The sequence below is a fragment of the Treponema vincentii F0403 genome (assembly GCF_000412995.1).
In the GTDB taxonomy this organism is placed as follows: domain Bacteria; phylum Spirochaetota; class Spirochaetia; order Treponematales; family Treponemataceae; genus Treponema; species Treponema vincentii.
In genome coordinates, this window is record NZ_KE332512.1 from 454,491 (window position 1) to 479,415 (window position 24,925).

Below are 24,925 nucleotides of genomic sequence, written 5' to 3' on the forward strand. Positions count from 1 at the left end.
GTGTACACTTACAATAAACTTCTTGTAAACATTCAGTTTGCTTTTAGATACTGCTATTTGTTTAGTGTAACCTCTTTTTATAGATTACGCAAGTTAAATATTGGGGATGATTAGCAGTATATATTTTATTAATTTATATTTTTTTACTCTTTACGGTAGTATACCACTCAGGTCTTTTTGATTCATTCAAAGGAATGCTGCTAACCTTTTCCTCGTTATAGAGGAAACCTTCTGCAAAAAAGTGCTGATAAAAGCAGGTGCGCAGTTCGACCGGATAAAAAAACCGGTAATAGATTCAGGGTATCCTGTCGACAGAATTGACAGTTATTAAAATATTGGCGGGCATCTTTTAAAAATCTGACAGGGTTTTCAGGGATGCCCTCTAACCCCGTCTTTATGCCCAAGGTAATCGCAGGACTTAATAAAATTTCCTCACGCCGGATGTTCACAATATCCCCAAAAAGGTATAAACTATAAAAGATTGCCGCTTACCTTGGATGAACAAGAATCGGCAGTAACTTGAGGAGTTAATAGACAGGGTGTTTCTTAAAAGTCTTGAAATATTCGGATTTAAATCGTTTGCGGATAGGACGCGGATAGAGTTTGCGGAAGGTATTACCGCCTTGCTCGGACCGAACGGCTGCGGCAAAAGCAATGTCGTCGATGCGATGAAGTGGGTACTGGGCGAACAGGCGTCAAAAACGCTCCGTGCAGAAAAAATGGAAGACGTTATCTTTAACGGCACCGAATCGCGGAAGGCGCTCAATGTGGCCGAGGTAACGCTAACCATCAGCAATGAAAACGGGTTGTTAAATCTTGAAGTAAGTGAAATTGCCATTAAACGCCGGCTTTACCGGTCGGGAGAAAGCGAATATTTTATCAATAATACGCCGGTGCGTTTGAAAGAGCTGCGGGAGCTTTTTTGGGATACGGGTGTCGGTAAGGCGGCGTATTCCGTCATGGAACAGGGGAAGATCGACCAAATCCTTTCCAGCAAACCGGAAGACCGCCGCTATCTGTTTGAAGAAGCGGCAGGTATCACACGGTTTAAAGTACGCCGCGCCGAAGCGGAACGCAAGCTGCAAAAGACCGAAGAAAATATGCGCCAAGTGGAAGGGGTATTGGGCGAGGTACGCCGCTCGTACGACGTACTGAAGGTACAGGCGGAAAAAACCGTCAAACACCGGTCGCTGCGCGATGCAATATTTGAACACGACCTCGACATCCAGCTGCTGCGCCTAAAAAAATTCACCGACGACTACGCGCAGCGCGAGGAAAGCATCAAAGAGGCAAAGGCCAAACGCGATGACGTGCAGGCTAAAATCGATTCCATCCATACGATGCTTTCCGAGAACATGGACGAAGTAAACAGCTTAGAAAAGAAGCTGGATGAACATCAAAAAGAGATTTACGGACTCGCTATCGAAAAACGCGGAAAAGAAAATCAGGCACGCTTACAGGCGGAGCGGCAAACCGAGCTGAAAACCAAGCTCGGCCAGCTGGAACTGCGTAAGGCAGGGCTTGAGGAACGCATAGAAAACCTTGAGGAAGACGCCGACGAGCAGGATGCAAAAGTACACGACTTTCAAAAGAAGGTACAGGATATTCAGAAGAATATCGACGACTTTGAAGAAAGCCTCCGGCTCGCATCGCAAAAGATTACCGACAACGATACAACCCGTATGACGCTGCAGGAGCAGATTGAAGCGCTTGATAAAAAACGCGCCGGTATGGAAGTAGAGCTCCGCGCCATTACCGAAGACATCGTTACGGAACTGGATAAAAACCTCTCTGCAGCAGGCTATTCGGCGCAGGGACGCACAAAACTGGAAAAGCAGGTGTTCGACTGCATCGGCCAAATAAAGGTGCTGTTAAACGGCCGTAAGAATATCTTTTCGGACTTTGCCGCGTTAAGCGATCATACTGAAAAAGAGACTGCGCAGTTTGCGCAAAATGCCGTACAATCGTTTACGGAACTGCTCGGTTTAACGGAATCGCTGGAAACGTATTTGCAGGAATACAAAAAATCTTCCGCAAGCTTTATCGACGATTTTTTAGCGCCGGAAGGCATTATCACTCAAAAACGCAGCATCGACGCAGCAATAGAAGCTAATCGAAATACAATAGAAGAAAAGCGAAACAAAATCGCGAATCTGCATACCGAAAACGAGCAGCTTGCGGTAAAAATAAACGAATACCGCAAAACGCTGGAAGATCTGCGCATCCATAAAACCAAGATGAAGGCGGAATCCGATGCCGCCGAACAGCAAGCGGCGTTTTTGCGGAAGGAATTGACCGTACAGCAAAACGCGCTCCGCGAGCTGGAAAACGAACTGTATACGGAGCAAAAACGCTTCGACGAGATCAAAGAACAGCTGCTCGAAATTGAAGGCGAAATCGCGTCGATCGACCGTAAAGGTAGGCAGCTGACCGAAGCGCTCGAACAGCTTGAAAAAGAGATCGCATCCCGCAACAACGAGCTTTCCAGCAACGAAGGAACGCTCAAAACGCTCAATGGGGAACTTGCCAAGCACAATTCGCTCATAGAAAAATATTATGTCGATACGGCGACCCTCGAAATAGAAATCAAAAACGTCAAAGACAACTTTAGAGAAGCTCATTCGCGCGAATTGATGGAGTTTGAAGAGCGGATGTATAAGATCACCGCTTCTCCGATGGATTTACGGACGGAACTCGCCGAGCTGCGCCGCCAGCTGAAAGAACTCGGCAGCGTCAACCTGATGGCTCCCGAAGAATTCCAAGAAGTAAAAACCCGATTCGATTTTTTAACCGGACAGATCAGCGATCTTGATAAGGCACGCTCCGATTTGCAGCGGATTACGGATGAAATAAAGGCGGAGTCTACCGAGCTGTTCCTCGTAACCTACAATAAAATCAAGAAGAACTTTCATAATATGTTTAGGCGGCTCTTCGGCGGCGGCAGGGCGGAAATTAAGCTGACCGATCCCAAGCAGGTGCTTGAATCCGGTATCGAGATATTCGCGCAGCCTCCGGGGAAAAAGCTGGAAAACATCGGCCTGCTTTCGGGCGGCGAAAAATCCATGACGGCGGTGGCGCTCCTTTTTGCAACCTACATGGTTAAGCCTTCTCCGTTCTGCCTCTTGGACGAGATAGATGCTGCGCTCGACGAACAGAACGTCAGCAGGTTCGTTACCGCGTTGTCAGGCTTTGCAAACGTCAGTCAATACATCGTTATCACCCATAACAAAAAGACGGTACTCGGCGCCAACACCATGCTCGGCGTTACGATGGAAGAATCGGGGGTATCCAAACTGATTGCCATCAAATTGGACAATGATATTGAGCTGTTAAAGCAGGAAAAAGCGGAAGAAGATGCCGATACTTTTATAGAAGAAGATGTAGAACCGGAAGAAGGTATCTATATTCCATCACGCCCGCCGAAGCGGATACATACAACTCAGGAGGAGCAGCCGGATGAACATCTTGGAAACGATTCGGACGCATAAACTTATTGTTTTAGGCTCTGCACTCGGCCTGTTGATTATCATGCTGATTGTTGCCGTGATTATTTTAGTAAGCGGAACAAAAAAACCGAACGCCGATCCTGACGAGGTAATGATTTCAATCGATCCGATGATTTTTATGCTTCCCGATGAGCCGCTTGAACTTCCGCCGGTACAATATTCGCGCAAACAGAAAAAAATCTGGACCGATTCGGATTTGCAGTATTGGTATACGATTCCCGATGCGGACGAGATGCAAAAACTGCACGATATAAATGAACGGCAAATGAACAAATTATGGGAGAGTGTTCCGTGAAAAAATCGAACTATGCGCCTTATCTTATCCTTTCCGCATTACTCCTGATACCGGTTACCGCCTGTACGACAAAGACCGCTGCGGAAAAGCCGCAAGAACCTCCCGTCCGGCAGGAACAGCCCGCGGCCGACGCAAGCTCCCGCGCCGACGATGTCCCCGCGCAGCCTGCAGCTGCAGAAACGGCAAAACAGCCCGATGCGGACTCCCTGCAGCCGGCTCCGCAAGACGCTGCCGCAAAACCCGATGCGGTATCGGGCGCAACAACGGACACGGTGTCCGGCGCGACCGTATCCCTGCAAAGCGGCGCTCCCCGTAAAGAAGCGCCCCGTTCCGATGCTGAAACGACAGCCGCTGCGGATAACAGTGCCGCACAGCAGCCGACCGATTCCTCCCCTGCCCTTGCCGCTGAACCGGTTGTCTCCGGCACTGTTCCGGCACACTCCGATACCGCCCCCGTATCGGCTCCGGCAGAGCCCGTTACGGCTGCTGCCGATGATCAATCGATACACTCCGATACCGCCGATATACCCACCCCGGCAGCAAGCGCCGAAATGGTATCCCCAACCGTCGCTGCCGAACAGACTCCAATAGCAGCAAACACCGAAGCGGCATCTCCGGCAGCCACCGCAGAGCCGGCGCAACTCGCAACAAGCGAATCGGTCATCCCCGACCCCATGCCTACAGCCGAAGAACCGGCGCAATCCGTTGCGGCAAGCCCCGAAGCGGATACTCAGGAACCTGTCCCGGAGCAAGCTCAGCCGGATTACGAAACGTCGCTTGCGGATCTTATCACCGATTTTGAACGGCAAGGCGGCACCCACGGCTACGAACCTCCCCCAACCTTCCATGAAGAGATGCTCGACCTGTTTTCTCCGCAAATATTCACCGTTGCGCTTTCAAAAGAACCGGAAACCGAACAAAAGCCCAAAGTATCGCGCATGGTAGCCGTCGAAGAAAAACAGCGGCTGGAAATAACCTATCCGGGACACGGATGGGTCTATGTCGGTGAGCAAACCTCCCAGCCGGGATTAAAATATGAACAGCGGAAATTACAGGATGAAAACTCGATTTTTATGTTTACCGCAGAGCGGAAAGGCGACTATGTGCTGCATTTTTCCTATTTTGACGTCTTTACCAATGATTTTATCACCGACGCGGTAGCGGTATCCGTCAGCGCAGCCCGTTCAGCAGCGGCAAAATCAACGGTAAAAGCGCCGGAGTATCAAAACGGTTCGGATTCGGACACAGCCGGAGCGGAGACTACAAAAGCAGCACAAACAGCTCCGCAGCTATCAAGCAGCTCGGATGATATAGCCGAAGCAGTTTCCGCAGCGCAGTCGGCACCGAGTACCGCCGCTTCGCAAGCAGCGGAAACTGCCGGCGGTTCAACGGGGCAGGCATCCGCATCAGATGCCGCGGAAGAAGCGCTCAGTCCCGACCAATTACTCGAAAAAGCACGAACCGCAATCGCATCCGCCGACGCAGGAGCGGCCTTAACATATCTGGATACATTCTTTACCACAGCGGAACAAAAGCTGGATGAAGGGTGGTTTTTAAGAGGCCGGGCGTATGAATTAAACGGTTCGGCTCGTAATATTCGGCTTGCCCTTGATGCCTACAGAACGCTTACCGATACGTTCCCGCAAAGCAAGTTTTGGGCGGAAGCCGACGCACGGATACGGTATATTACCGGTTTCTATATCAATATCCGATAGAATCCGCTCACGTTGGATTATATTGTGAGGGGCTTTTATCATTTTTATCTAATTTTTATTAAGCCTGCCCTTGAGTAAATTATCTATCTATGGCAGTATTGTCCATTAACCATCCGATACCACCGGTATGCTGATGAGTTTATTTTTAGCTATCGAAGGGAAAAACAGTTCCCTATTATGCTCCGATTAGGCGGAGCTTATCTGAAAGGAGAATATCGTGTTAAAACATACACCTGCATTAAATGAAGAACAAATTTCAGCATTTCTCAGAGAAGCAGTAGAAGCAGTTAAAACGGAAGAAGATCCTGACGTCCTTAACGCGTATCGTAAAATTTTTAGAAAAAACGTACCCTTTACGATGCGTTCGTATATTGCCGCTTATCTTATCAAAGAATTTGAAGGTTCATCCTTCCCCCGCTCAAAACCGTACGGACGGCGTTCAAATCCGCGGTTTGCCGACCGTTCACGGGGATATTTTCCCGACCGCCCTCCTGCGGAACGTCCGATGCTGGAACCTTCCGAATCGGTGAGTATCTTTATGAGCATCGGTAGAAGCCGCCGTGTCTTCCCCCGCGATATTATTACGCTGCTTATTCAAAATGCCGACGTAAGCCGTGAACGGATCGGGGATATCCGCATCCTCGATAATTACTCGTTCGTACAGGTAATGAACGAAGACGCGGATAAAATCATTGAAAAGCTTAACGATTTTCCGTACCGCGGTAAAAATCTCTCCGTCAGCTACTCCCGTAAACCGGAAGAAGAGGGCGTAATCACCGAAACCGTTATCGAAGCTGCCGGAAGCGATGCTGAATAAATGAAGATATTGCCTGTCTTTATTGTTTTTTTCTGTACCGCATGCTCATTTAATTATCAGGATTTACCGGAACAAACGGTATCTCAACCCGATATGATATTTGCAAACGTTACGTTAAAACGATACGACAATGCGCTTGTCGATTTAAGCGTGCATGCACAAGAGCTTGAAATGTACGATGAAGAAAAAATCTGGGCAGGCAAGCATATCGACTTTGTACAGTACGATAACAAAACTCAAAAAGAATCTATGAGGGGCGAAACCGGTATTCTATACATCGATGAAAAAGCAGAAGAATATTCGCTCGGCGATACGGTGTTTTTTCATCTGATAGAAGACGATTTTTCAGTCCGGAGCCCCGCCCTTATTTGGAAAAAGAAAGAAAATCTCTTATCGGCGCCCGCCGATGAAACGGTAACGATTACTCAAAAAGATGAGGTTACCGTCGAAGGTAAAAGTTTTGCCGCAAATACCGCCGCAAAAGAATTCGCCTTTAACGAAAGTACTGCCGGCACCATCCTAATAAAAGAAAAAGATACCCCGTAAATACTCGGGCATCTCTAAAAACGTGATTTTTTATAAAAAACATCAAAATTTTTCTCAAATCCTTAGCCAAATTTCTCCTCGTGCCCTATATATCTTTTAAGAAATATTAATGGGGCATCTCTAAAAACTGAAGTTTTTAAAGGTTCCCTAATAGGATAAGGAGCAAAAAATGACGATTATGAGCTTTGCCTCTTTCGGCTATGAGGGTGAAATTATTAAGGTTGAAGCGGATTTACGGCGCGGACTGCCGATTATCGATATTGTCGGCTTGCCGGGTTCCGCGGTGAAGGAGGCGCGGGAACGGATGCGCGCAGCTATCGGTAATTCGGATCTATCTTTCCCGCAAGAGCGGATACTGATCAATTTAAGCCCTGCCGATCAAAAAAAAGAAGGCAGCGGGTTTGACCTGCCGATTGCGCTAACCGTATTGCAGGCGGATTGTCCGCTCGACACACCGGTTATGGTAATCGGAGAGCTGGAACTATCGGGACGGGTACGGCCGGTTCGGGGCGTGTTGGGGGCTATGATTTCGGGCTCGGCCGCAGGTATCGGATACTTTATCGTGCCGAAAGAAAACGAAGCGGAAGCCCGTATCCAGAAAGGCGTGCGTATATTCGGCGTCGAAACACTCCGGGAAGCCTTGGAATGCTTATATGAAATCGAAGCGGAACTGCGTACGGAAAAAGAGCGTAAACCGGCTTCAGGTGAGCAAAACGGCAGTTTACCGGTACAAGGTTCGGCTCAATCAACCGGTTCCATGCATACACCGGAACAATCGGCACCATATCGGAACAATACCCCGGACGCAAGCTTTTTATCCGCAGCTTCTTGGTCGGAACCTACTCAGGCGGATGCCGCCGCCAATACGGGTACCGGCGGATTGTTTGAAGAAGTATACGGACAACGTGAACTGGTACGGGCTTTGCACATTGCGGCGGCAGGCGGGCACAGTCTGCTTGCGTATGGGCCGCCCGGCTGCGGTAAAACGCTTTCGCTGCAGCGTTTTGCAAGCCTACTCCCCGATCTTGATCCCAAAACGGCGGAGGAAGTTACTCATATTTACAGTATCGCAGGCCTTTTACCCCGTGCGCACGGGCATGATGTACGGATTAAACGTCCGCCGTTCAGGATGCCGCACCCTAATGCAAGCCTTGAGGGCATGATCGGCGGCGCAGGGAAGTGTATGCCCGGAGAAATTTCACTTGCTCACGGCGGTACGCTTTTTTTGGACGAGGCCGTGCAATTTAAGCAAACGGTACTGCAGACGCTTCGTGCGCCGCTTGAAACGGGAACCGTTACCTTGAGCCGTGCCGGCAGAACGACCACCTTCCCTGCGCGGTTTCAGCTTTTAATGGCGCTTAACTCATGCCCCTGCGGGAATCTCGGCGCCGATGGAAAGGTATGCACGTGTATGCCCGCAGTAGTAGAACAATACTGGAAAAAACTGACGGCGCCGCTGATCGATCGCATCGATTTACGGATTCCGGTATTTCCGCCTCAATCCTACGGACTGCCGGAAAAAGCTTGTTACGATACCGTGGATATGCGCAAAAAAATCGCCGCTTCGGATATGCTGCAGCGGGAACGGTATGCGGCATATCATCCCGGTACGCAGCTGTCGTACAAAAATGTGCACCTTACCCCATCAGCCTTATCTGCACTTTGTCCGCTTACAAGTGAAGCCGAACGGATATTTACCCATAATGCCGAAAAAAAAGAACTTTCGGGAAGAGGCAGCCATGCCGTTTTGAAGATTGCCCGTACCATTGCGGATCTGGCACAGGAAGAAATCATTTCCACCGCGCATATCGAAGAAGCCATCCGTCTCCGTGAATGGAGCTCCTTTTTACCGTTTTTTATGCACTGAATTTCTACCCTGCATCGAGGATTTCAAAGGTACGGACACGGCGCACTTACGATTACGTGCTTGCAGCACTTAAAGAAAATCGCTATAATCTGCGGTATGATTTTTCCGTTAAAAGAATTGATTGAATTTAAAGGCAATATTTACGAGATCACCTGTGCTGCAACACGGCGTGCGTTTCAGTTGGTAACTATTCAGGATCCTATATTGGAAGAAAACAACGATAAGGTTGTATGCACCGCTGCCTCGCAAGTGTTTACCGGTGCTATCGATTATAAAATAGAATATCATCCTGATTATTCCTAATCCTTGCCCCCGTCTCAGGTAATTCCGGCAGCGGTTATTTTCGGCGCTACAGCTTGCGGAAAAACCGCGCTTGCCGCTCATCTTTTTACTTCTCATACCAGACCTATTAACGCAGAGATTATATCTGCAGACTCCGTACAGGTATATCGCGGTATGCCGATCGGCTCGGCGCAGCCGCCCCAAGAATTGCTTGATGCCCTGCCCCATCACCTTATCGGAATCTGCGCCCCCTCCGAAGAATTTTCCGTAGCGGACTTCGTGCGCAATGCTGACGAGCTCTGTAAAGATATTTTCAGCCGCGGCAAGCTTCCCGTTATCCTCGGCGGAACAGGGTTTTACATTAAGCATTTTATGTACGGTATGCCTGTAACGCCACAAGCAGACCCGCTTATTCGTGCACAGCTGCAAGAAAAAATGCAGCGTGTCGGTGCTGCGGCAATGCACGCAGAACTTGCAGCTTTTGACCCGGTTTCGGCAGCAAAAATACACATCCGCGACGAGTACCGCATTCTCCGCGCGCATGAAGTATATTGCAGCTCGGGGCGACCGCTCAGCTCATTCGAGCTGCCCTACCGTTACCGCGAGGGCTTCCGCTTTTGTCCCGTCTTTTTAGACCGCTCCCGCGGTGAACTGTACCGGCGCATCGAAGACCGTGTTGATGAAATGTTTGCACAAGGACTACAGCAAGAAGTGCGGCAGCTCGTTGCACAGGGATGCACTGCGGCATATCCTGCAATGAAAGCAATCGGCTACCGTGAGTTTTTCGAGCTGTCCCCTGATGCGCCGGAGGCCGCCCCGCTCGATGCGGTGAACGCCCTGATTAAACGCAATAGCAAACGGTACGCCAAGCGACAGCAAACTTTTTTTCAATCTTTTCCAAACGTTCACCGCATCGATATGTCCGATGATGCAAGCGAACAACAAGTTGCGAAAATACTACACAAATTCTGTAACTCCGGTCATTGAGCGTACCATCTGCCATAGACTGCAATTTCAGATCATACCCCTTGATTCCTCCGATAAAAAATGATAGAAAGAATAAACGGGCATCTCTAAAAACTCGGTTAGATTTTTAGATATGCCCGACGAGATGATATGTTTAAGTCTTTATAATGTAATGACTTAAACAAAAACGTCGCAAATTAAATCTAAGGAAAACCTCTAAAAAACTGATTCGCAGTCCGCGAAGCGGATAACTTAATGAATTTCTTTACAGAACAAGCCGATAGGCTTGCAGTTTTTAGAGGTTCCCAAACTATGCTTTTTACAGGAGTTTTTTTATGAAATGCAGATTTTGTGATAAAGATATAAAACCGGCCGGTCATAATTTAGTAACCGCGGCCGACGGAGACATTGTTTGTACCAAAAATCCGACAAAAAAGCATGTTGCAGTGTATGACGGTGTTCATTGTATTCACTGCGGACGCCAAGCGAACTTACTTGGTGATAGAATCGTTACCTCAGCCGGTATCAGCTGTCCGGCTTCTCCCTCAGGACGGCATGTTATAAAATAGCGGTAAAACCGGATAGAAGATCCGGCCGTTTACTGCTTTTGCCCGCCCAAAAGAAAAATGCCGTTTTATAAACGCAAGCCTTATAAGAAACTATAGCGATTTATTTCTTAGCAACAAAGTGCAAGAAGTATTGTCCAAAAATGATGCCAATACCGGTGATTGACATTTCATGGGTAAGCTGGTAAAGTTGTCAGCTGTCTATTTCAAAAATGAACAAAATTAAAGAAGAATTTATACACATTAAGGAAACAAAACTATGGCAGGTGTAAAAAAGAATACTTTAGCAATCGGAAGTATTATCATCCTGGTGTTCTCGGTTATTACCTTTGTCTTTATCCCCGCGGCGGGAGGACAAGCAGGCAGCAATGCTAAGACGATGCTTGGTAAATGGAAGAATAAGAGGCTTGACTATACTGCCGACGGACTCTTTTTACGGGAATACCGGCAGCTCCGCAGTTCTGCCGAAATGCGCGGATATCTAAGAAGCGATAATAAAGCCCAACAGGAATTTATGGAACGGCAGATTATGCGCACGGCATTTAATGCTTCGATGATTCAGCTTGCCGCTCAAGAAGAGGCCTTAAACGCAGGTTTCTATCTGCCTAATAAGAATATCAACAGAGCGCTTATTTCCTTTTATACCGATTCGACGGGTGCTTATTCTGAAAAATTATACAATGAAACATCGGAACAGCAGCGCCTTGCATATAGAAGACAAGTAATCGATTATCTTACCGCACAACGCTATATTGAAGATAACTTCGGTACTTATGATAATATATTCGGCTTAAAAACCAGCTCGGCAGAAACAGCTTTTGTACAGAAGATGGCTGAAAAAGAGCGCATTTTTAACTATGTCGTATTTGAAGAAAGTCAATTTCCGCAGGAAAAAATCCGTGAATATGGAGAAGAACATGCCGATCTGTTTGCGGAGCACAATTTATTGATGCTGACTTTCACCTCGCAAGAGGATGCAAATAAAACCGCTCAAGCCCTCGAAAAAGGGGAAATCACATTTGAAGATGCCGTGATAACAAATTCTACCAAAGTGGGAACCGATTCCAACGGAAAGTTACTGTCTCCCTACCGCACAACGGTAAACCGGACTTTTCCCGAATCGAAGGATCTTGATACCGTACTCAAACTCGGCGTGGATGAAGTGAGTCCGGTTGTTAAAACTTCTTACGGATATGCAATCGTGAAATGTACCGCTCCTGTTACGGCTGCCGATTTTACGCTGACAGAAACCCAAGACCGTGTATTTTCGTATATGAAATCGAATGAGCGGGGGATCATTGAAGATTACCTTGAACAGAAGGCAAAAACATTTGCCGAAGCTGCAAAAATCGGCGGATTTGCACATGAAGCATCTGTAAACGATTTGGTTGTGCAGACAAGCAACCCGATAACGCTCAACTACGGTAATGCCGCTATTCTACCGCAAATTTCAGCCCAGTCGGATTCTTTCTTTGCCGCCGGTATACGGAATGAAAACTTCTATAAAAAAGCCTTTGCGCTGAAAACGGCGGAAATTTCCGAGCCCATTTTGCTCGGTTCAAATGTGCTGGTATTGCAGCTGGAAGAAGAGAAGACCGGCTCGGAAGAGACGCAGAATGACATTGCAACATCATACCGGCAGTTTGCATCGATTTGGTATTACGAATATCCGCTCGCCATGCTTGCCTATCAACAGCTTTCATGGGGACAGCAGACCTTTATCGACTTTGTCTTAAACAGCAAGAACTTTACCGACAATTTTAATACGGTATTCAACTAAAAAGCATTGACTAAAAACAATGAATATGAAAAGCCTCTGCCGATTCCAACAAGCAGGGGCTTTTCCGTTTTATATCGGCATAAATACTTATATTCAAAATATAATCCTCAAGCAGCGGTTACCGCTCAAATTGAGTCATTACAGATTCCCGATTCCGCATTAATACTGTGCTTTTCTCCGGTACTGGGTTACGGACTCAAAGAATTGATGGAAAAGCTGCCTGCTTCTTCTTATATGCTTGCGCTGGAATATGACCAAGTATTGATGCGGTTTTCGCTTGATCATTGCGACTTTTCTCCGTTTGCACATCAGCGGTTTTCCTATATCCGAACGGATTCAATCGCGGAGGTATTAAAAAAGATAGAGTCATTGCCGCTGTTTCCCTTTAAAAAATGCCTAGCCGTTTCCTGCTCGGGCGGGGTACAGCTGTATCAAACTTTTTATGATGAGGTCAGCCTCTATGCGGATGAGGTGATTGCACGGTTTTGGAAAAACCGGATAACGCTGATGCACCTCGGCAGGAATTACGTGCATAATACGTTCCGCAATCTCCTCTCGCTGGCGAGACCGCTTGCGAGACCGCTGGCGAGACCGCTGGCGGGGGCAATGACGGGATCGCCGGCGAAGCCAACGGAGAGCTTGCCGGCAGAATTCTTTGCATGGGGTACACCATCGGATCAGAACAAGTTCCGTTTACTCACCGGCGATGAGCGTATCCGCAAGCCTCTTTTGGTTGCAGGCGCAGGCCCCTCGCTGGATACTGCACGGGACTTTATCATCAAGAATAGAAATTCCTTTTTTTTACTTGCGGTGGATGCCGCAGCCGCAGCGCTTTTGCCCGACATCCGGCCTGATGCGATTGTGTTGGTGGAATCGCAGTATTGGATTGATTCGGCGTTTATCGGCTTACAAAAATACGGCATTCCTATTTTCGCCGATTTAACGGCTTCTCCCCGTGTTCTGCAAGCCTCGAGCGGAAAGGTGTATTTTTTTTGCACCGAATATGCACGGCTGCGGTATTTGGATCGCCTATATCGGACGCTGCGGCCGCTCATTCTTCCACCGATGGGCTCGGTAGGATTGAGCGCAGTGTATCTTGCCTTAGCGCTCATCTCCCCTCACCTGCCGGTACTGCATACCGGCTTGGACTTTGCATGGCAAAGCGGTCTTACCCACGCCGCCGGAAGCAGCCCCGTAAAAAAACTTTTTGCCGAAATAAGCCGTACCGAATCGCCGTATAAGCTCAGTCTCTCTACCGGTATGCAGCGCATTTCCGGAAAACAAGGGCGCTCCTATTGGACAAATTCGGTACTTTCCGGCTACGCGGAACTATACCGTCATACCTTCTCCGGTAATGAACGGATTATAGACATCGGAACGGAAGGCTGCTTTCTGAACAACCGGCAGAACGGCAGGGTAGACGCGGAACAAATAGAGCGGATACTTGCCGATTCCGATAAACGGCTTACGACAGATCCTAATACGCAACGAATTACGGCAGAAACATCGATTATCGGAAACAGTGGAACGGATATGACAACCGAACAGCACAAAGCGCTCTGTGCCTATCTCGACGGCGAAGCCGAAGCTTTAAGTATGCTGAACGAACATTTACAGGGAAAACGCAGGATCCCTGAACAAACGATGGAACAACTCTTAGCCGATCGGGACTACCTGTACAGCCACTTTCCCGATGCGGTACGCGGCTATTCGCTTGATCTCGGTTTTTTAAAACGAACAGGAATCGAACTGCGGTATCTATTAAAGATTCTCGACTAGCCGTTGATATATCCCAGTACCGCATTACAGGGTACGCATTGCATCCCGTAAATCTAACGAAAAAGTCATGTCAGACGGGGAAGCTGAGTCATCGCTCTTTTGTTGAGGAGATATGCCCACGCCGTAAAAAGCAGGCCGGCGGAAAACGCCGCGGCGGGAAATATCAACCGCCCTACTCCGGTTTCCGGCGTAATAAGCGGCAGACGGGCAAAAAAATCCGCTACCGCAAAAATTATCCGGTATGCGGCGTTGAGCCCGTATCCCAGCAGCGGACTGATCGGCGGGCATATCAGTGCAAGCGGAATGCAGATGAGCCCTGCAATGAGAAAAACCGAGACAAGCGGGCTGACTACGCAAGAAGCGGCTATCCCCGCCGCTGCAATAGTGCCGATTGCTGCGATAACAATCGGGGCGGTAAAAAGCTGTGCGCCGATGGAAGCGGAGATACTCTCGGCAGCAGCAGGAGGTATTTTCCCAGCCATAAGACGCGCGCAGGCATTGCCGAATATGATAATACCTGCGCATGCCCCATACGAAAGCATAAAGCCGAGCGTTATCGCATCGGAACTTCCGATTGCAATATGCACAGTCAGCATGGCGCACAGCACCGAAAGAGGCGGCGGTTTTAAACCGAGCCCTTCTCCTACAGCGGCAACGCACACCATTCCCAACGCGCGGTTCAGTGAAGGTGCAGAACCTGCAAACCACACAAAAAGACAAACCGCCGCAAGCGAAAACCATGCGGCTCGCTTTCTATGTCCGAATATTCTGCCGCCTTGCAGCGCCGCCGTACCGATTAATGAAAGGTGCATCCCCGATAACGCCAGAATATGGACAAGGCCGGCATTGCGGAAAGCTTCCGTGCATGCCGCAGGCAAGAAGGCCTTATCGGCAGCGAGCAGCGCAAGCAGAAGCCCGCCTGCCTCGCCCCACCCGTATAGAAGCCGCATAAGGGCAAAGCGGAAAAACGCGCGGATACGGCTGAGCGGAGAATTCCAACCGAGAAAGACCGGCTGTACCGGCTTTGCATAAAATACCGTCCCCGTTTTTCCGAAGCGCCCGTCAATCGAAAGCCGCATACCGCGTACATAAAACCGGCAAACTTCCGGCTTCTGTAAATACTCGGCAAATGCAGCCGTACCGGGCAGAAGCGGCGCTGCATGAGACTGAAGTGCTCCGCCGATGCGGGTAACGCCTCCCGAATATGTTCCTCGGACAAGCGCCGCAGGAACCAACAGCTGCACGGCGCCCGATACGGAAAACTGTTCATTGCGGCCGGTTGTACAGGCAATCAGGTTAACCGGTATGCGGTAGTAATCGGCACCTGCCGGAACAGGCTCTCCGGTTAACTCGGCAATAACCGTCCGTACTGCCGGCAATGCAGTAAGTGTTGCAGGAGGCCGCTGCTGCTTTTGCAGCGCCAGCGCCGAATATGAACCGATCACTGCCCCAGCCGTTATACAAAGTGCAAAACGGCGTGCACGCCGTATACGAATACGGACACGGTGCTTCCGGCCGCGGAGTTCTAAACTTTGGTGCGGCAGTTTACCGGCTGCGGACGCTGCTATCAAAAAGAGCAGCACACACAGCAATAAGCCTGCACCTAAAAAAACAGAAGACGCAATATTGCCGCCGATTAGCGAAAAGGCATAAAGCCCGTAGAAAACCGCTGCCGCTGCAGCACCGATAACCGTAACGGGCGGTATGATGTGTTTATCCATACAAACCTCTTACGATTACTTATATGACAGCACTGCCCTAAATGGCCATAAATTATCGGTTTTTACGGTATGGATTTGATATTTTTATGTGATAAAGCGTATGATTATCAGGATTTCCGTTAAATTGTATTTGCTGCCGCTGGACGGTATCGGTAACGGAAAGAATGGAACGTTTAACTGCGGGGATATTAAACAAGTCTTGGGAGATGACAACCTCATTCGGAAGCGCGGTATCTTTGATATGAGCGGCAGTATTAACGGTCAGCCCAAAATAATCGAGCCGATTGTTTAAATTTACCACCAACACGGGGCCGCTGTGCAAGCCCATTTTAATTTCCAACCGATCGGTTACCGGCTTATTTTGGGCATGTTTTATCAACTGCCGTTGAGCCTTTACAGCGGCAGAGACTGCCTTGCCGGAGTCGGTAAATACACCCATAACGCCGTCGCCGATTGTCTTAACGGGAACTCCTCCGCATTTTTTAATCACAGCGAAAAGAATCTTTGCATACTCTTTTAGCAATGAAAATGCCTTTGCATCGCCTAACGAGGTATAGAGTTTCGTTGAGTTTTTAATATCGGTAAATAAGACTGTCGCATTCGCCAATCGGAGCGATTGATTGCCGATAAGCACTTCGGAACGCATCAATTCACGGTATAAATTATTTTGTATAATATCGACACCCCGTACGGCCTCCGGCTTATCCCATGTTCTATACTTCCCCTCACGGATATCTTTGCCTATTGTTGCGAGGTAATTCATTTTATATATGGGATCAATCGTCTTTAACCGCGGATGAATCGAAAAACACACTTCGACATTGGTATCAAGCGTATTATCAAAAGCCTCATTGCAAACCGTACAAAAATTTTGAGACGAAGCTTGATGCAGAGACGGTGCCTCATACGCAACGTGTCCGCACGTAGGACAATGATAAATCCAGTCTAAGATAAAAACGCCGTCATAAACACCCTGAATAAAGATATTTAAAATATCTTCACGGGATATTTCTAAGGTTTTACCGATCTCATACAGAGGAATATGAAAAAGCAACCGATCGGAAACATTCGCCAATAACGCTGCAATTTTATCGGCTTCTTTTTGATTCACTTTACAGCGTAGTCTTATGCTCATAAGCTCTCCTTTTAATAAAAACCATAAAGCTGAAAAGCAAGAGATGTACAGAAAATAATTGGCGGGAAAAAGATTATCTTTATCGCACCATCGTAAACAGCCGGTCGGTAAAATGGTTATAAAAAATATTTGACAAATCGTTTTTTTTTATGCTATAGTAAACAGGCAATCGGTGGTATTACCACAATTACACAGCATTCCAGATCGAACCTATGAAAGACAAAAAACGAAAAACGGCCAAAAGCAATAAAGAACGCTTTATAGAGCAGATGGAGACCCTGCTGCTGATGCACCTTATCCTGCCGGGAGAGCTGCTGCCTCCGGAACGGGAACTGGCACAGCAAATGGGGGCTTCACGCCCGGTTATTCATGAAGGGCTCTTAGAGCTTGGAGCACGCGGGCTCATTTCCATTCGGCCGCGGCACGGTTGGATTGTTAACAACTTTGCCGAAGAAGGTGCGCTGCCGCTGCTTTCAAGTCTCTACCGCTTTTCGGCTCCGCAATCGGCCGCCCGTATCGATGCCGATTTGGAAGAAGTCCGCCGAATGATTTTAAAACGTTCCTTGGAGCAATATTTTTCTTTTGCTGCAGAAAAAGAAAAAAGTAATTTACCGCTTATCGAAAAATTAAACAAGCTCCTTAGAGAAGAAAAAAAGCAGCAAGACGAACATTTACGGCCTGCCCAGATACGCAGGCTGACGGAATTGGATTTTTTGTTTTATCGGGCAATTATCGAAGCAGGAGACAATACCGTATTCCTTCTTCTTTTTAATTCCGCACGGGAACTGTATCATCAAAAACTCGAACAATTTTTTACCGAAAATACCGGCAGTATCCAAACGGCAGCCGCTTTAAAATCGGAGTTGATTGCGCATATAGCCGAAGGTAACCGACAGGAAGCATTGGCATTGCTTGAAAAAATGACTTCAATCGGTGCATATATCGATCCGGAATCGAGTAACAAAGGGATAGTACATGAAGACATATCTGCACAAACTCGAACAAAAGATTAAAGAAAAATATCCGCAGCTGAAAATTTCGGCAGCGTGGGACGGACGATCGATAATTCTAACCGGTGATGCTCCTACCGTCGAAGAACGGTATGCTGCGGGTGTTTTCTTTGTAAAAAAATGTAAACATCTCCCCGGATACAAGGGCTTAGTCAACGATATAACCGTAGCGGGAAAGAATGAACCGCCGATGCGGATGCCGGAGCTGCGGGATACGTTTTTGGAAGGAAAAACGTTCGACGTATTGATCATCGGTGCAGGGGTTGTCGGATGCGCAATCGCACGGGAACTGTCGCGCTATGACCTCGCAATCGCCGTTGCCGAAAAAGAATGCGATTGTGCAATGCAGGCTTCATCCCGTAACGACGGTATGATTCATCCCGGTTTTGCAGACAGTCCTTCAAAGAAAAAAGGCAGATTGAACACCCGCGGCAACCGCCTATACCGTAAGCTCGATAAAGAACTCGGCTTTCAAACCGAATGGCCGGGTAGCTTTATGCTGTTTGACTCTCCATTATTGAAATCCCTTGTGCCGTATATGCGCCGGAGGGCGGCAAAAAACGGCGTTGACGGACGGGTCGGTTATAAAACCAAGCAAGAAATACAAAAAATGGAGCCGAACCTCAGCACAAAATACTACGGCGGTTTTTGGATGCCGTACTCCGGTATTGCCTCCCCTTTTAAGGTAACGATAGCTTTTGCGGAAAATGCTGCGGCAAACGGCGTATCCTTTTTCTTTGAAACCGCCGTAACAGGTTTTGATAAAACAAATGAATTAATATCGGCAGTGCACACGAACCGCGGCACACTGAATGCCCGCCTTGTTATCAACGCAGCAGGCGTATGGTCTGATAAAATTGCGGAATGCGCCGGCGACCGTTTTTTTTCCATTCATCCGCGGAAGGGTATGGATATCATCCTCGATAAAAAGAAACGGGATTCCCAGCATACGATTATCGGAAAACCCAATCTGCTTACCTCGTCAAAGCAGCATTCAAAAGGCGGCGGGATTATTCCTTGTATAGAAGGAAACGTCCTTGTCGGACCTACTGCGCATGAGGTGTATGATAGGGAAGACTACAGCACCGATTCGGAAGACGAGCACAGCTTGCTTGCACAGATGTCTATGAACAAAACACTTTCACGCGGCGATATTATCACTTACTACAGCGGAATCCGCGCAGCAACGTGGGAGGAAGATTTTATCGTTGAAGTTTCCGAAAAAGTGCCTAACTTAATCCACGCGGCGGGTATTCAGTCCCCTGGGTTTGCCTCGGCGCCGGCGATTGCGGAAGACATTGCGGAACTCGCACTCAGGCGCTTCCCTGCCATTCTCAAAGAAAAACCGGATTTTTCACCGCGCCGTGAAGCGCCGCGTGAAACAGCCTCGATGCATGATGCCGAGCGGCATACCTTAATTAAACGCGATCCGCTCTACGGCAAAATTGTCTGCCGCTGCGAGCAGATTTCCGAAGGAGAAATCCGGGATGCCGTACGGAGCTGCCGTGCGCTCGGAATGCAGACAATCAGCGTTGATGCGGTAAAACGTAGGTGCCGTGCCGGAATGGGGAGATGCCACGGCGGCTTTTGCACACCGCGCGTAATGGAAATTATCAGCAGGGAAGCCGGAATCCCGCTTGAAAACATCACCAAAAAAGGCGGCGCCTCGTACATATTGGCTCATTCAATTCCGGCTGCGCAAGGAAGTGCAAACGTATGAAAAGTTTTTACGATATTATCGTGATCGGAGCGGGGCCTGCCGGTATGGCAGCAGCATTGGCTGCCGCCGAAAAATCCCCCGAATGCAGTATCGCCCTGATAGAACGGGAAGAGCATATCGGCGGTATTTTAAAGCAGTGCATTCACGACGGCTTCGGGCTTATCCGGTTTAAAGAACGGCTGACCGGTCCCGAATATGCGTGGCGGTACCGCGATATGCTCGCTCAAAAATCCAACATCGATATATTCGTGTCCACATTTGTTATCCGCATTGCACGGCAGATAGGCGGCGGCTTTGAACTGAGCTTCACCAATCCTCAAAACGGAATTTTTAACCTTACCTGCACTGCGCTCATCTCCGCAACGGGCTGCAGAGAACGTACCGACCGACAAGTGTTTATTCATGGCGACCGGCCGTCGGGGATTTTTACAGCAGGACAGGCTCAAGCCTTTATCAATTTAAAGGGATACCTTCCCGGCAAACGGTTTGTCATTTTAGGCAGCGGCGATATCGGGCTGATTATGGCGCGCCGGCTCACCCTCGAAACTGCAAGCACCGGCGGCAGCGTAGAAGGCGTCTATGAGGTAAAAAGCGAACCGTCGGGACTCACCCGCAATATCGTACAATGTCTCGAAGACTACGGCATTCCGCTCCACCTTTCAACGACGGTGAGCGCCTTGCACGGAACAGGGCGCTTGGAAGGAGTAACCGTTGTTCAGGTTGACAAACAGATGCGGCCTATCGCCGGCACGGAACGGTACATTCCCTGCGACACCCTCATTCTAAGTGTCGGACTCATCCCCGAAAACGATATCCTCGACGGCCTTACACCGAAAATCGATGCACGGACAAAGGGTCCGCAGGTCAATCAATATATGGAAACAACAGTTCCCGGCCTGTTCTCTTGCGGAAACGCCCTCCACGTGAACGACCTCGTAGACTATGTTTCGGAGTCAGGCAGCATTGCCGGAGAGCAGGCAGCCATCCTCTGCAACGGAAAGAGAACTTCCGCGGGGCATACTCGTGAAGACAGCCAGCAGGATAAAGCGGCGGAACCGTCCGAATGCCTTGCTGAAATTCCGATCGGCGCGGATAAAACGCTGCTCTATCAAACGCCCGCCCGCATCGTGCCTGACCGGAAACCGGCGGTGATATACTTCCGCTCTGCCGCACAGCGGGAACACGCAACATTAACGATTAACGCGGAAACGGCAGACGGTACAACGGTTCTCTTTAAGAAAACATACCGTTCGTTAAAACCGCCGGAGATGGAGCGGATTGTGCTGGATACCGCATCGATACCGGCACATACCGAAAGACTTCTCTTTTCGCTGGAAAACGCGGAAGCGCCGCATCGCTCAAAGGAGGAGATATGACCAAAAATCTGATTTGTATTGCGTGCCCGCGGGGCTGTCATTTAACCGTGACAATCGGCGCCGCAACGGACACAATAGAGGTAAGCGGAAACAGCTGCCCCAAGGGACTGAGTTACGGCAAACAGGAGGTGCTCTGCCCGATGAGGACGCTGACTACCACCGTGAGCTGCCGGCTTCTGCGCAGCGGGGATACAAGCGGGCATAAGCAGGCCTTTGCCCGGCTGCCGGTAAAAACGGGACGTGAAATTCCGCTTGAGGAGATGAAGTCTATGATAGAAAACATCCGCAGCATTACCGCCTCCGCTCCGGTGCGGTACGGGGATTGCCTTGCGTTGCTTAAAACTCAAAACGGGACGGAAATTCCGATACTCGCCTGTGCAAGCACGGAGGGATGATAAAAACATGGAAAAAAACATAAAAAACGGTCAATCGACCCTTATTTCAATCGACTGCGGCACGCAGAGTTTACGCGTGATTATCTTTGCGGAAGACGGTTCGCTGCTCGCAAAAAAACAGGTCATGTATAAACCGTACGTCAGTCCGCGGCCGGGATGGGCGGAACAAAACCCTGCCGTGTGGTGGGGTGCACTCTGCACAGGCGTAGCCGCACTGAAAACCAGTCATCCCGATTTAATAGCCGCTGCAAAGGGAATCGGCATAACCGCCCAGCGGGATACCGTCATCCTCATCGGCAAGGACGGAACCGTACTGCGCCCTGCAATTACGTGGCTTGATACGCGGAAAGCGCGCGGCCGGTACCGCCCGAATTTTATTATGAAGGCTGCGCTGAAAGCCGTCGATTACTACGAAAAGATCATGCACTCCCAAAGCGACGGGCAATGTAACTGGATACAGGAAAACGAACCCGAAATTTGGAAGAAAACCTGGCGGGTACTGATGGTATCGGGGTACCTGCAATACCGGCTTACGGGAATTGCCGCCGATTCCCCTTCATCCTTGGTAGGACACATTCCCTTCGATCATAAAAAACAAAAGTGGGCATCACCCGGGCACATCACAGCGAAAATATTTCCGATAGACGACGATAAAAAATGCGCCGTTGTGCAAAGTGGAAAGGAAATCGGGAAGGTTTCAGCTCAAGGCGCTGAAGAAACGGGACTGCCTGCCGGTATACCGGTAATTGCCTGCGGCAGCGACAAAGCGTGCGAAACGCTCGGCATGGGTTGCCTTAGTGCGGAAACGGCATCGCTCAGCTTCGGGACAACGGCAACGGTAGAGATATGTACCGACCGCTATACTGAGCCTATACGCTTCCTTCCCGCATACAGCGCCGCCTATCCCGGGCGGTGGGTGCCGGAAATCGAAATTTTTCGCGGTTACTGGATGATCAGCTGGTTTAAAGACGAACTCGGATATGAGGAACGCGCAAAGGCAACGGCTACCGGTATTATTCCGGAGCAAATTATGGATCGTCTCCTCGATTCATCCCCGCCCGGCTGCTACGGCCTGATGCTCCAACCGTACTGGGGAGCAAGCCTGAAAGATCATTATGCAAAGGGTTCGATGATCGGCTTCGGCGACGTACACGGGCGGCACGCAATATACCGCGCAATTGTCGAAGGGCTTGCCTACTCGCTCAGAGAAGGCTTGGAGCAGCTTGAAAGTCAAAGCGGCGTCCCCGTACAAAAAGTCGCCGTTTCCGGCGGAGCATCGCAGAGCGACCGTATCTGCAGCATTACTGCGGATATATTAAACAAGCCGCTTGTCCGCGGTGCCACAACCGAAACTTCGGCGTTGGGGGCGGCAATTTTAACCGCTTACGGGACGGGAAGCTATTCCACTATCGAAAAAAGCGCCAAAAATATGGTGCACATAGCGGGGGAATTTGAGCCGTCGCCGGACAACCGCGTATTATATGATGAACTCTATAAAATATACACGCAGATATATCCTATCTTAAAGCATGTATATAAACGGATACGGGAAGTAACCGGCTATCCGTCATAAAGGCATATTTCAAATAGGAGATAAATATGGCTGAACGTAAGGTATACAAGGATTTTAAACCGGAATGGGAGCAGGTGCCTCCGCCTCCGGATTCATTCCGCTCGATTTTAAAATGGGGAGACCCAAACGAATTTAAGGAACCGAATGAACGGCTCTTTAAATTTATGAAAGGAGAGCTTGGTTTAACCGATGCCGATTTTCAACGGAAGGGCGCCGACGGGCATGAAGTTGTGCCTGACGCATTGGCGACGCAGCCGCTCGAACCGGAGCATGTCGCTTTCTTTGAATCCGTGTGCGGTAAAGAGAATGTCAGCACCAAGGGATATAACCGGCTTTCCGTAGCTTATGGGAAAACCATGTACGACCTGTACCGGCTGAGGGAAAACATCACCGAAAACGCCCCGCGAGCGGTACTCTATCCTTCAAGCCACGAAGAAATCGTGCAGATTGTCGAATACTGTCAAAAACAGCATATTCCGCTCTATGTATACGGCGGCGGTTCCTCCGTCACCCGCGGTGTGGAAGCGTTCAAGGGCGGCATCAGTCTCGATATGCGGCGGAACTTTAATAAGGTAATCAAATTTAACGAAGTCGATCAAACCATCACGGTTGAAGCGGGCATGTCCGGCCCTATGCTCGAAAAAATCTTGAGCGAGGCAAAGACACGCTTCGGCGCACGGCACGCATACACTTGCGGACACTTCCCGCAGTCGTTTGAATACTCCTCCGTCGGCGGCTGGACGGTAACGCGGGGCGCGGGTCAAAACTCAACCTATTACGGCAATATCCACAATATCGTGATGGGGCAAACGTATGTTACCCCCACCGGCGTTATTAAAAGCTACGGACTTCCCGCTCACGCCGTCGGCCCGGACATCGATGAGCTGATGATGGGTTCGGAAGGAGCATTCGGCGTATTGACTCATGTAACGCTGAAAATTTCCCGCCGCACTGCGGAAAACCGCCGGTATTTCAGCTTTATGTTTAAGGATTGGCAAAGCGGCCGCGACGCAGCGCGGGAAATTATGCAGGCCGAAGCAGGCTACCCTTCCGTATTCCGCCTGTCCGACCCCGAAGAAACCGATGCAATGATGAAGCTCTACGGCGTAGAAGGAACCCCGCTCGAAACCTTGATGAATCTCCGCGGCTACAAGGCGCACAACCGCTGCATCTTCTTAGGCTGGACGGAGGGAGAGCGGGGCTTTTCTTCCAATCTTTTCCGCATCGTAAAAAGAATCAGCAAAGCGCACGGAGGACTGTACCTCACCGGTTATCCTACACATAAATGGGAAGAAGGCCGCTTTAACGACCCGTATTTGCGGGAATCGCTGCAAGACTACGGCATCATCCTCGACACGATGGAATGTTCCGTTACATGGGAAATGATGGGCAGAGTGCATGAAAAAGTACGGGCTTTCGCAAAGTCCCGCCCGAACACAGTCTGTATGACTCACCTTTCCCATGCGTATGAGCAAGGGGCAAATCTCTATTTTATCTTTATCGGAAAGTTTGCCGACAAAGAGGAATACGTCGACTATCAGTTCGGTATCTTTGATAATATCATGGAACAGGGCGCTGCGATGAGCCACCATCACGGCGTCGGAAAGATGACGGCAGCATGGGTTGAACAATCGATCGGCACGGATAGGCTGAACATTTTCCGCGCGTTAAAAAAGCACTTTGATCCCGACAACATTATGAATCCGGGCGGAACCCTCGGCATCGATATGACCGAAGAACAAAAGCGCAAGCCGAAATTCTGCAGCAGGACATGGGATAACCCTGCATATTAAAAGAAGTCTTTAATACGCAGAAGCGGTGTTCCGTGCAAGGGGATGTCTCAAAGGCCGGTTGCTTTTTTGCCATCCCCTCTCTA

Annotated in this window: 19 protein-coding genes; 17 read left to right on the top strand and 2 right to left on the bottom strand. The window is 49.2% G+C overall.

Features of this window, described 5'->3' with window-relative positions; translation table 11 throughout:
* Positions 1 to 539: 539 nt before the first annotated feature.
* From HMPREF1222_RS02045 to HMPREF1222_RS02095, 11 genes are all read left to right on the top strand, one after another.
* Positions 540 to 3,488 carry a chromosome segregation SMC family protein gene (locus HMPREF1222_RS02045; protein ID WP_016517998.1) on the top strand — a complete coding sequence of 983 codons (2,949 nt, stop codon included), beginning with the start codon at positions 540 to 542 and terminating at the stop codon, positions 3,486 to 3,488.
* On the top strand, positions 3,457 to 3,801 hold the full coding sequence (locus HMPREF1222_RS02050) for a hypothetical protein (RefSeq protein ID WP_016517999.1): 345 nt from the start codon (positions 3,457 to 3,459) through the stop codon (positions 3,799 to 3,801). The genes HMPREF1222_RS02045 and HMPREF1222_RS02050 overlap by 32 nt, the downstream gene beginning before the upstream one ends.
* A complete protein-coding gene (locus HMPREF1222_RS02055) occupies positions 3,798 to 5,516 on the top strand; it encodes a hypothetical protein (RefSeq protein WP_016518000.1) in 1,719 nt (572 codons plus the stop codon). Before HMPREF1222_RS02050 ends, HMPREF1222_RS02055 begins: the two co-directional genes overlap by 4 nt.
* Positions 5,517 to 5,733: 217 nt before the next feature.
* The gene (locus HMPREF1222_RS02060; RefSeq protein WP_006189754.1) at positions 5,734 to 6,333 is read left to right on the top strand and encodes a DbpA RNA binding domain-containing protein; all 600 of its coding nucleotides are present in this window, start codon (positions 5,734 to 5,736) and stop codon (positions 6,331 to 6,333) included.
* Positions 6,334 to 6,879, top strand: coding sequence for an LPS export ABC transporter periplasmic protein LptC (gene lptC, locus HMPREF1222_RS02065; protein WP_006189755.1), 546 nt, complete (start codon positions 6,334 to 6,336; stop codon positions 6,877 to 6,879).
* A 169-nt stretch (positions 6,880 to 7,048) separates the two neighbouring features.
* Positions 7,049 to 8,746, top strand: a complete 1,698-nt coding sequence (locus HMPREF1222_RS02070; protein WP_016518001.1) for a YifB family Mg chelatase-like AAA ATPase — start codon at positions 7,049 to 7,051, stop codon at positions 8,744 to 8,746.
* Between the two features lie 96 nt (positions 8,747 to 8,842).
* A complete protein-coding gene (locus tag HMPREF1222_RS02075; RefSeq protein WP_006189758.1) occupies positions 8,843 to 9,049 on the top strand; it encodes a DNA-directed RNA polymerase subunit omega in 207 nt (68 codons plus the stop codon).
* A 3-nt stretch (positions 9,050 to 9,052) separates the two neighbouring features.
* Positions 9,053 to 10,015 (top strand): tRNA (adenosine(37)-N6)-dimethylallyltransferase MiaA, encoded by a 963-nt coding sequence (miaA, locus tag HMPREF1222_RS02080; protein ID WP_016518002.1) that lies wholly within the window; start codon positions 9,053 to 9,055, stop codon positions 10,013 to 10,015.
* A gap of 314 nt (positions 10,016 to 10,329) precedes the next feature.
* Positions 10,330 to 10,563, top strand: coding sequence for a hypothetical protein (locus tag HMPREF1222_RS02085; protein WP_006189760.1), 234 nt, complete (start codon positions 10,330 to 10,332; stop codon positions 10,561 to 10,563).
* 256 nt (positions 10,564 to 10,819) lie between these two features.
* Complete coding sequence (locus HMPREF1222_RS02090) at positions 10,820 to 12,340, top strand: peptidyl-prolyl cis-trans isomerase (RefSeq protein ID WP_016518003.1); 1,521 nt, start codon at positions 10,820 to 10,822, stop codon at positions 12,338 to 12,340.
* A 6-nt stretch (positions 12,341 to 12,346) separates the two neighbouring features.
* The gene (locus HMPREF1222_RS02095; RefSeq protein WP_016518004.1) at positions 12,347 to 14,119 is read left to right on the top strand and encodes a 6-hydroxymethylpterin diphosphokinase MptE-like protein; all 1,773 of its coding nucleotides are present in this window, start codon (positions 12,347 to 12,349) and stop codon (positions 14,117 to 14,119) included.
* 65 nt (positions 14,120 to 14,184) lie between these two features.
* Here HMPREF1222_RS02095 and HMPREF1222_RS02100 read toward each other — a convergent pair whose 3' ends face one another.
* Together HMPREF1222_RS02100 and HMPREF1222_RS02105 are read right to left on the bottom strand one after the other, a co-directional pair.
* On the bottom strand, positions 14,185 to 15,840 hold the full coding sequence (locus HMPREF1222_RS02100; RefSeq protein ID WP_016518005.1) for a ComEC/Rec2 family competence protein: 1,656 nt from the start codon (positions 15,838 to 15,840) through the stop codon (positions 14,185 to 14,187).
* A gap of 52 nt (positions 15,841 to 15,892) precedes the next feature.
* Positions 15,893 to 16,975 (bottom strand): adenylate/guanylate cyclase domain-containing protein, encoded by a 1,083-nt coding sequence (locus tag HMPREF1222_RS02105; protein ID WP_016518006.1) that lies wholly within the window; start codon positions 16,973 to 16,975, stop codon positions 15,893 to 15,895.
* A 212-nt stretch (positions 16,976 to 17,187) separates the two neighbouring features.
* Here HMPREF1222_RS02105 and HMPREF1222_RS02110 point away from each other — a divergent pair, with 212 nt between their 5' ends.
* The 6 genes from HMPREF1222_RS02110 to HMPREF1222_RS02135 are packed head-to-tail and all read left to right on the top strand — an operon-like array spanning position 17,188 to position 24,842.
* A complete protein-coding gene (locus HMPREF1222_RS02110; protein ID WP_016518007.1) occupies positions 17,188 to 17,988 on the top strand; it encodes a FadR/GntR family transcriptional regulator in 801 nt (266 codons plus the stop codon).
* Entirely contained in the window at positions 17,951 to 19,705 is a 1,755-nt protein-coding gene (locus tag HMPREF1222_RS02115; protein WP_016518008.1) for an NAD(P)/FAD-dependent oxidoreductase, read from the top strand. Before HMPREF1222_RS02110 ends, HMPREF1222_RS02115 begins: the two co-directional genes overlap by 38 nt.
* Entirely contained in the window at positions 19,702 to 21,081 is a 1,380-nt protein-coding gene (locus tag HMPREF1222_RS02120; RefSeq protein ID WP_016518009.1) for an NAD(P)/FAD-dependent oxidoreductase, read from the top strand. The genes HMPREF1222_RS02115 and HMPREF1222_RS02120 overlap by 4 nt, the downstream gene beginning before the upstream one ends.
* Positions 21,078 to 21,476, top strand: a complete 399-nt coding sequence (locus HMPREF1222_RS02125) for a DUF1667 domain-containing protein (protein ID WP_016518010.1) — start codon at positions 21,078 to 21,080, stop codon at positions 21,474 to 21,476. The genes HMPREF1222_RS02120 and HMPREF1222_RS02125 overlap by 4 nt, the downstream gene beginning before the upstream one ends.
* Positions 21,477 to 21,483: 7 nt before the next feature.
* The gene (locus HMPREF1222_RS02130; RefSeq protein WP_016518011.1) at positions 21,484 to 23,049 is read left to right on the top strand and encodes an FGGY-family carbohydrate kinase; all 1,566 of its coding nucleotides are present in this window, start codon (positions 21,484 to 21,486) and stop codon (positions 23,047 to 23,049) included.
* Positions 23,050 to 23,075: 26 nt separating this feature from the next.
* Positions 23,076 to 24,842, top strand: coding sequence for an FAD-binding oxidoreductase (locus HMPREF1222_RS02135; protein WP_016518012.1), 1,767 nt, complete (start codon positions 23,076 to 23,078; stop codon positions 24,840 to 24,842).
* The last annotated feature ends 83 nt before the right edge of the window (positions 24,843 to 24,925 follow it).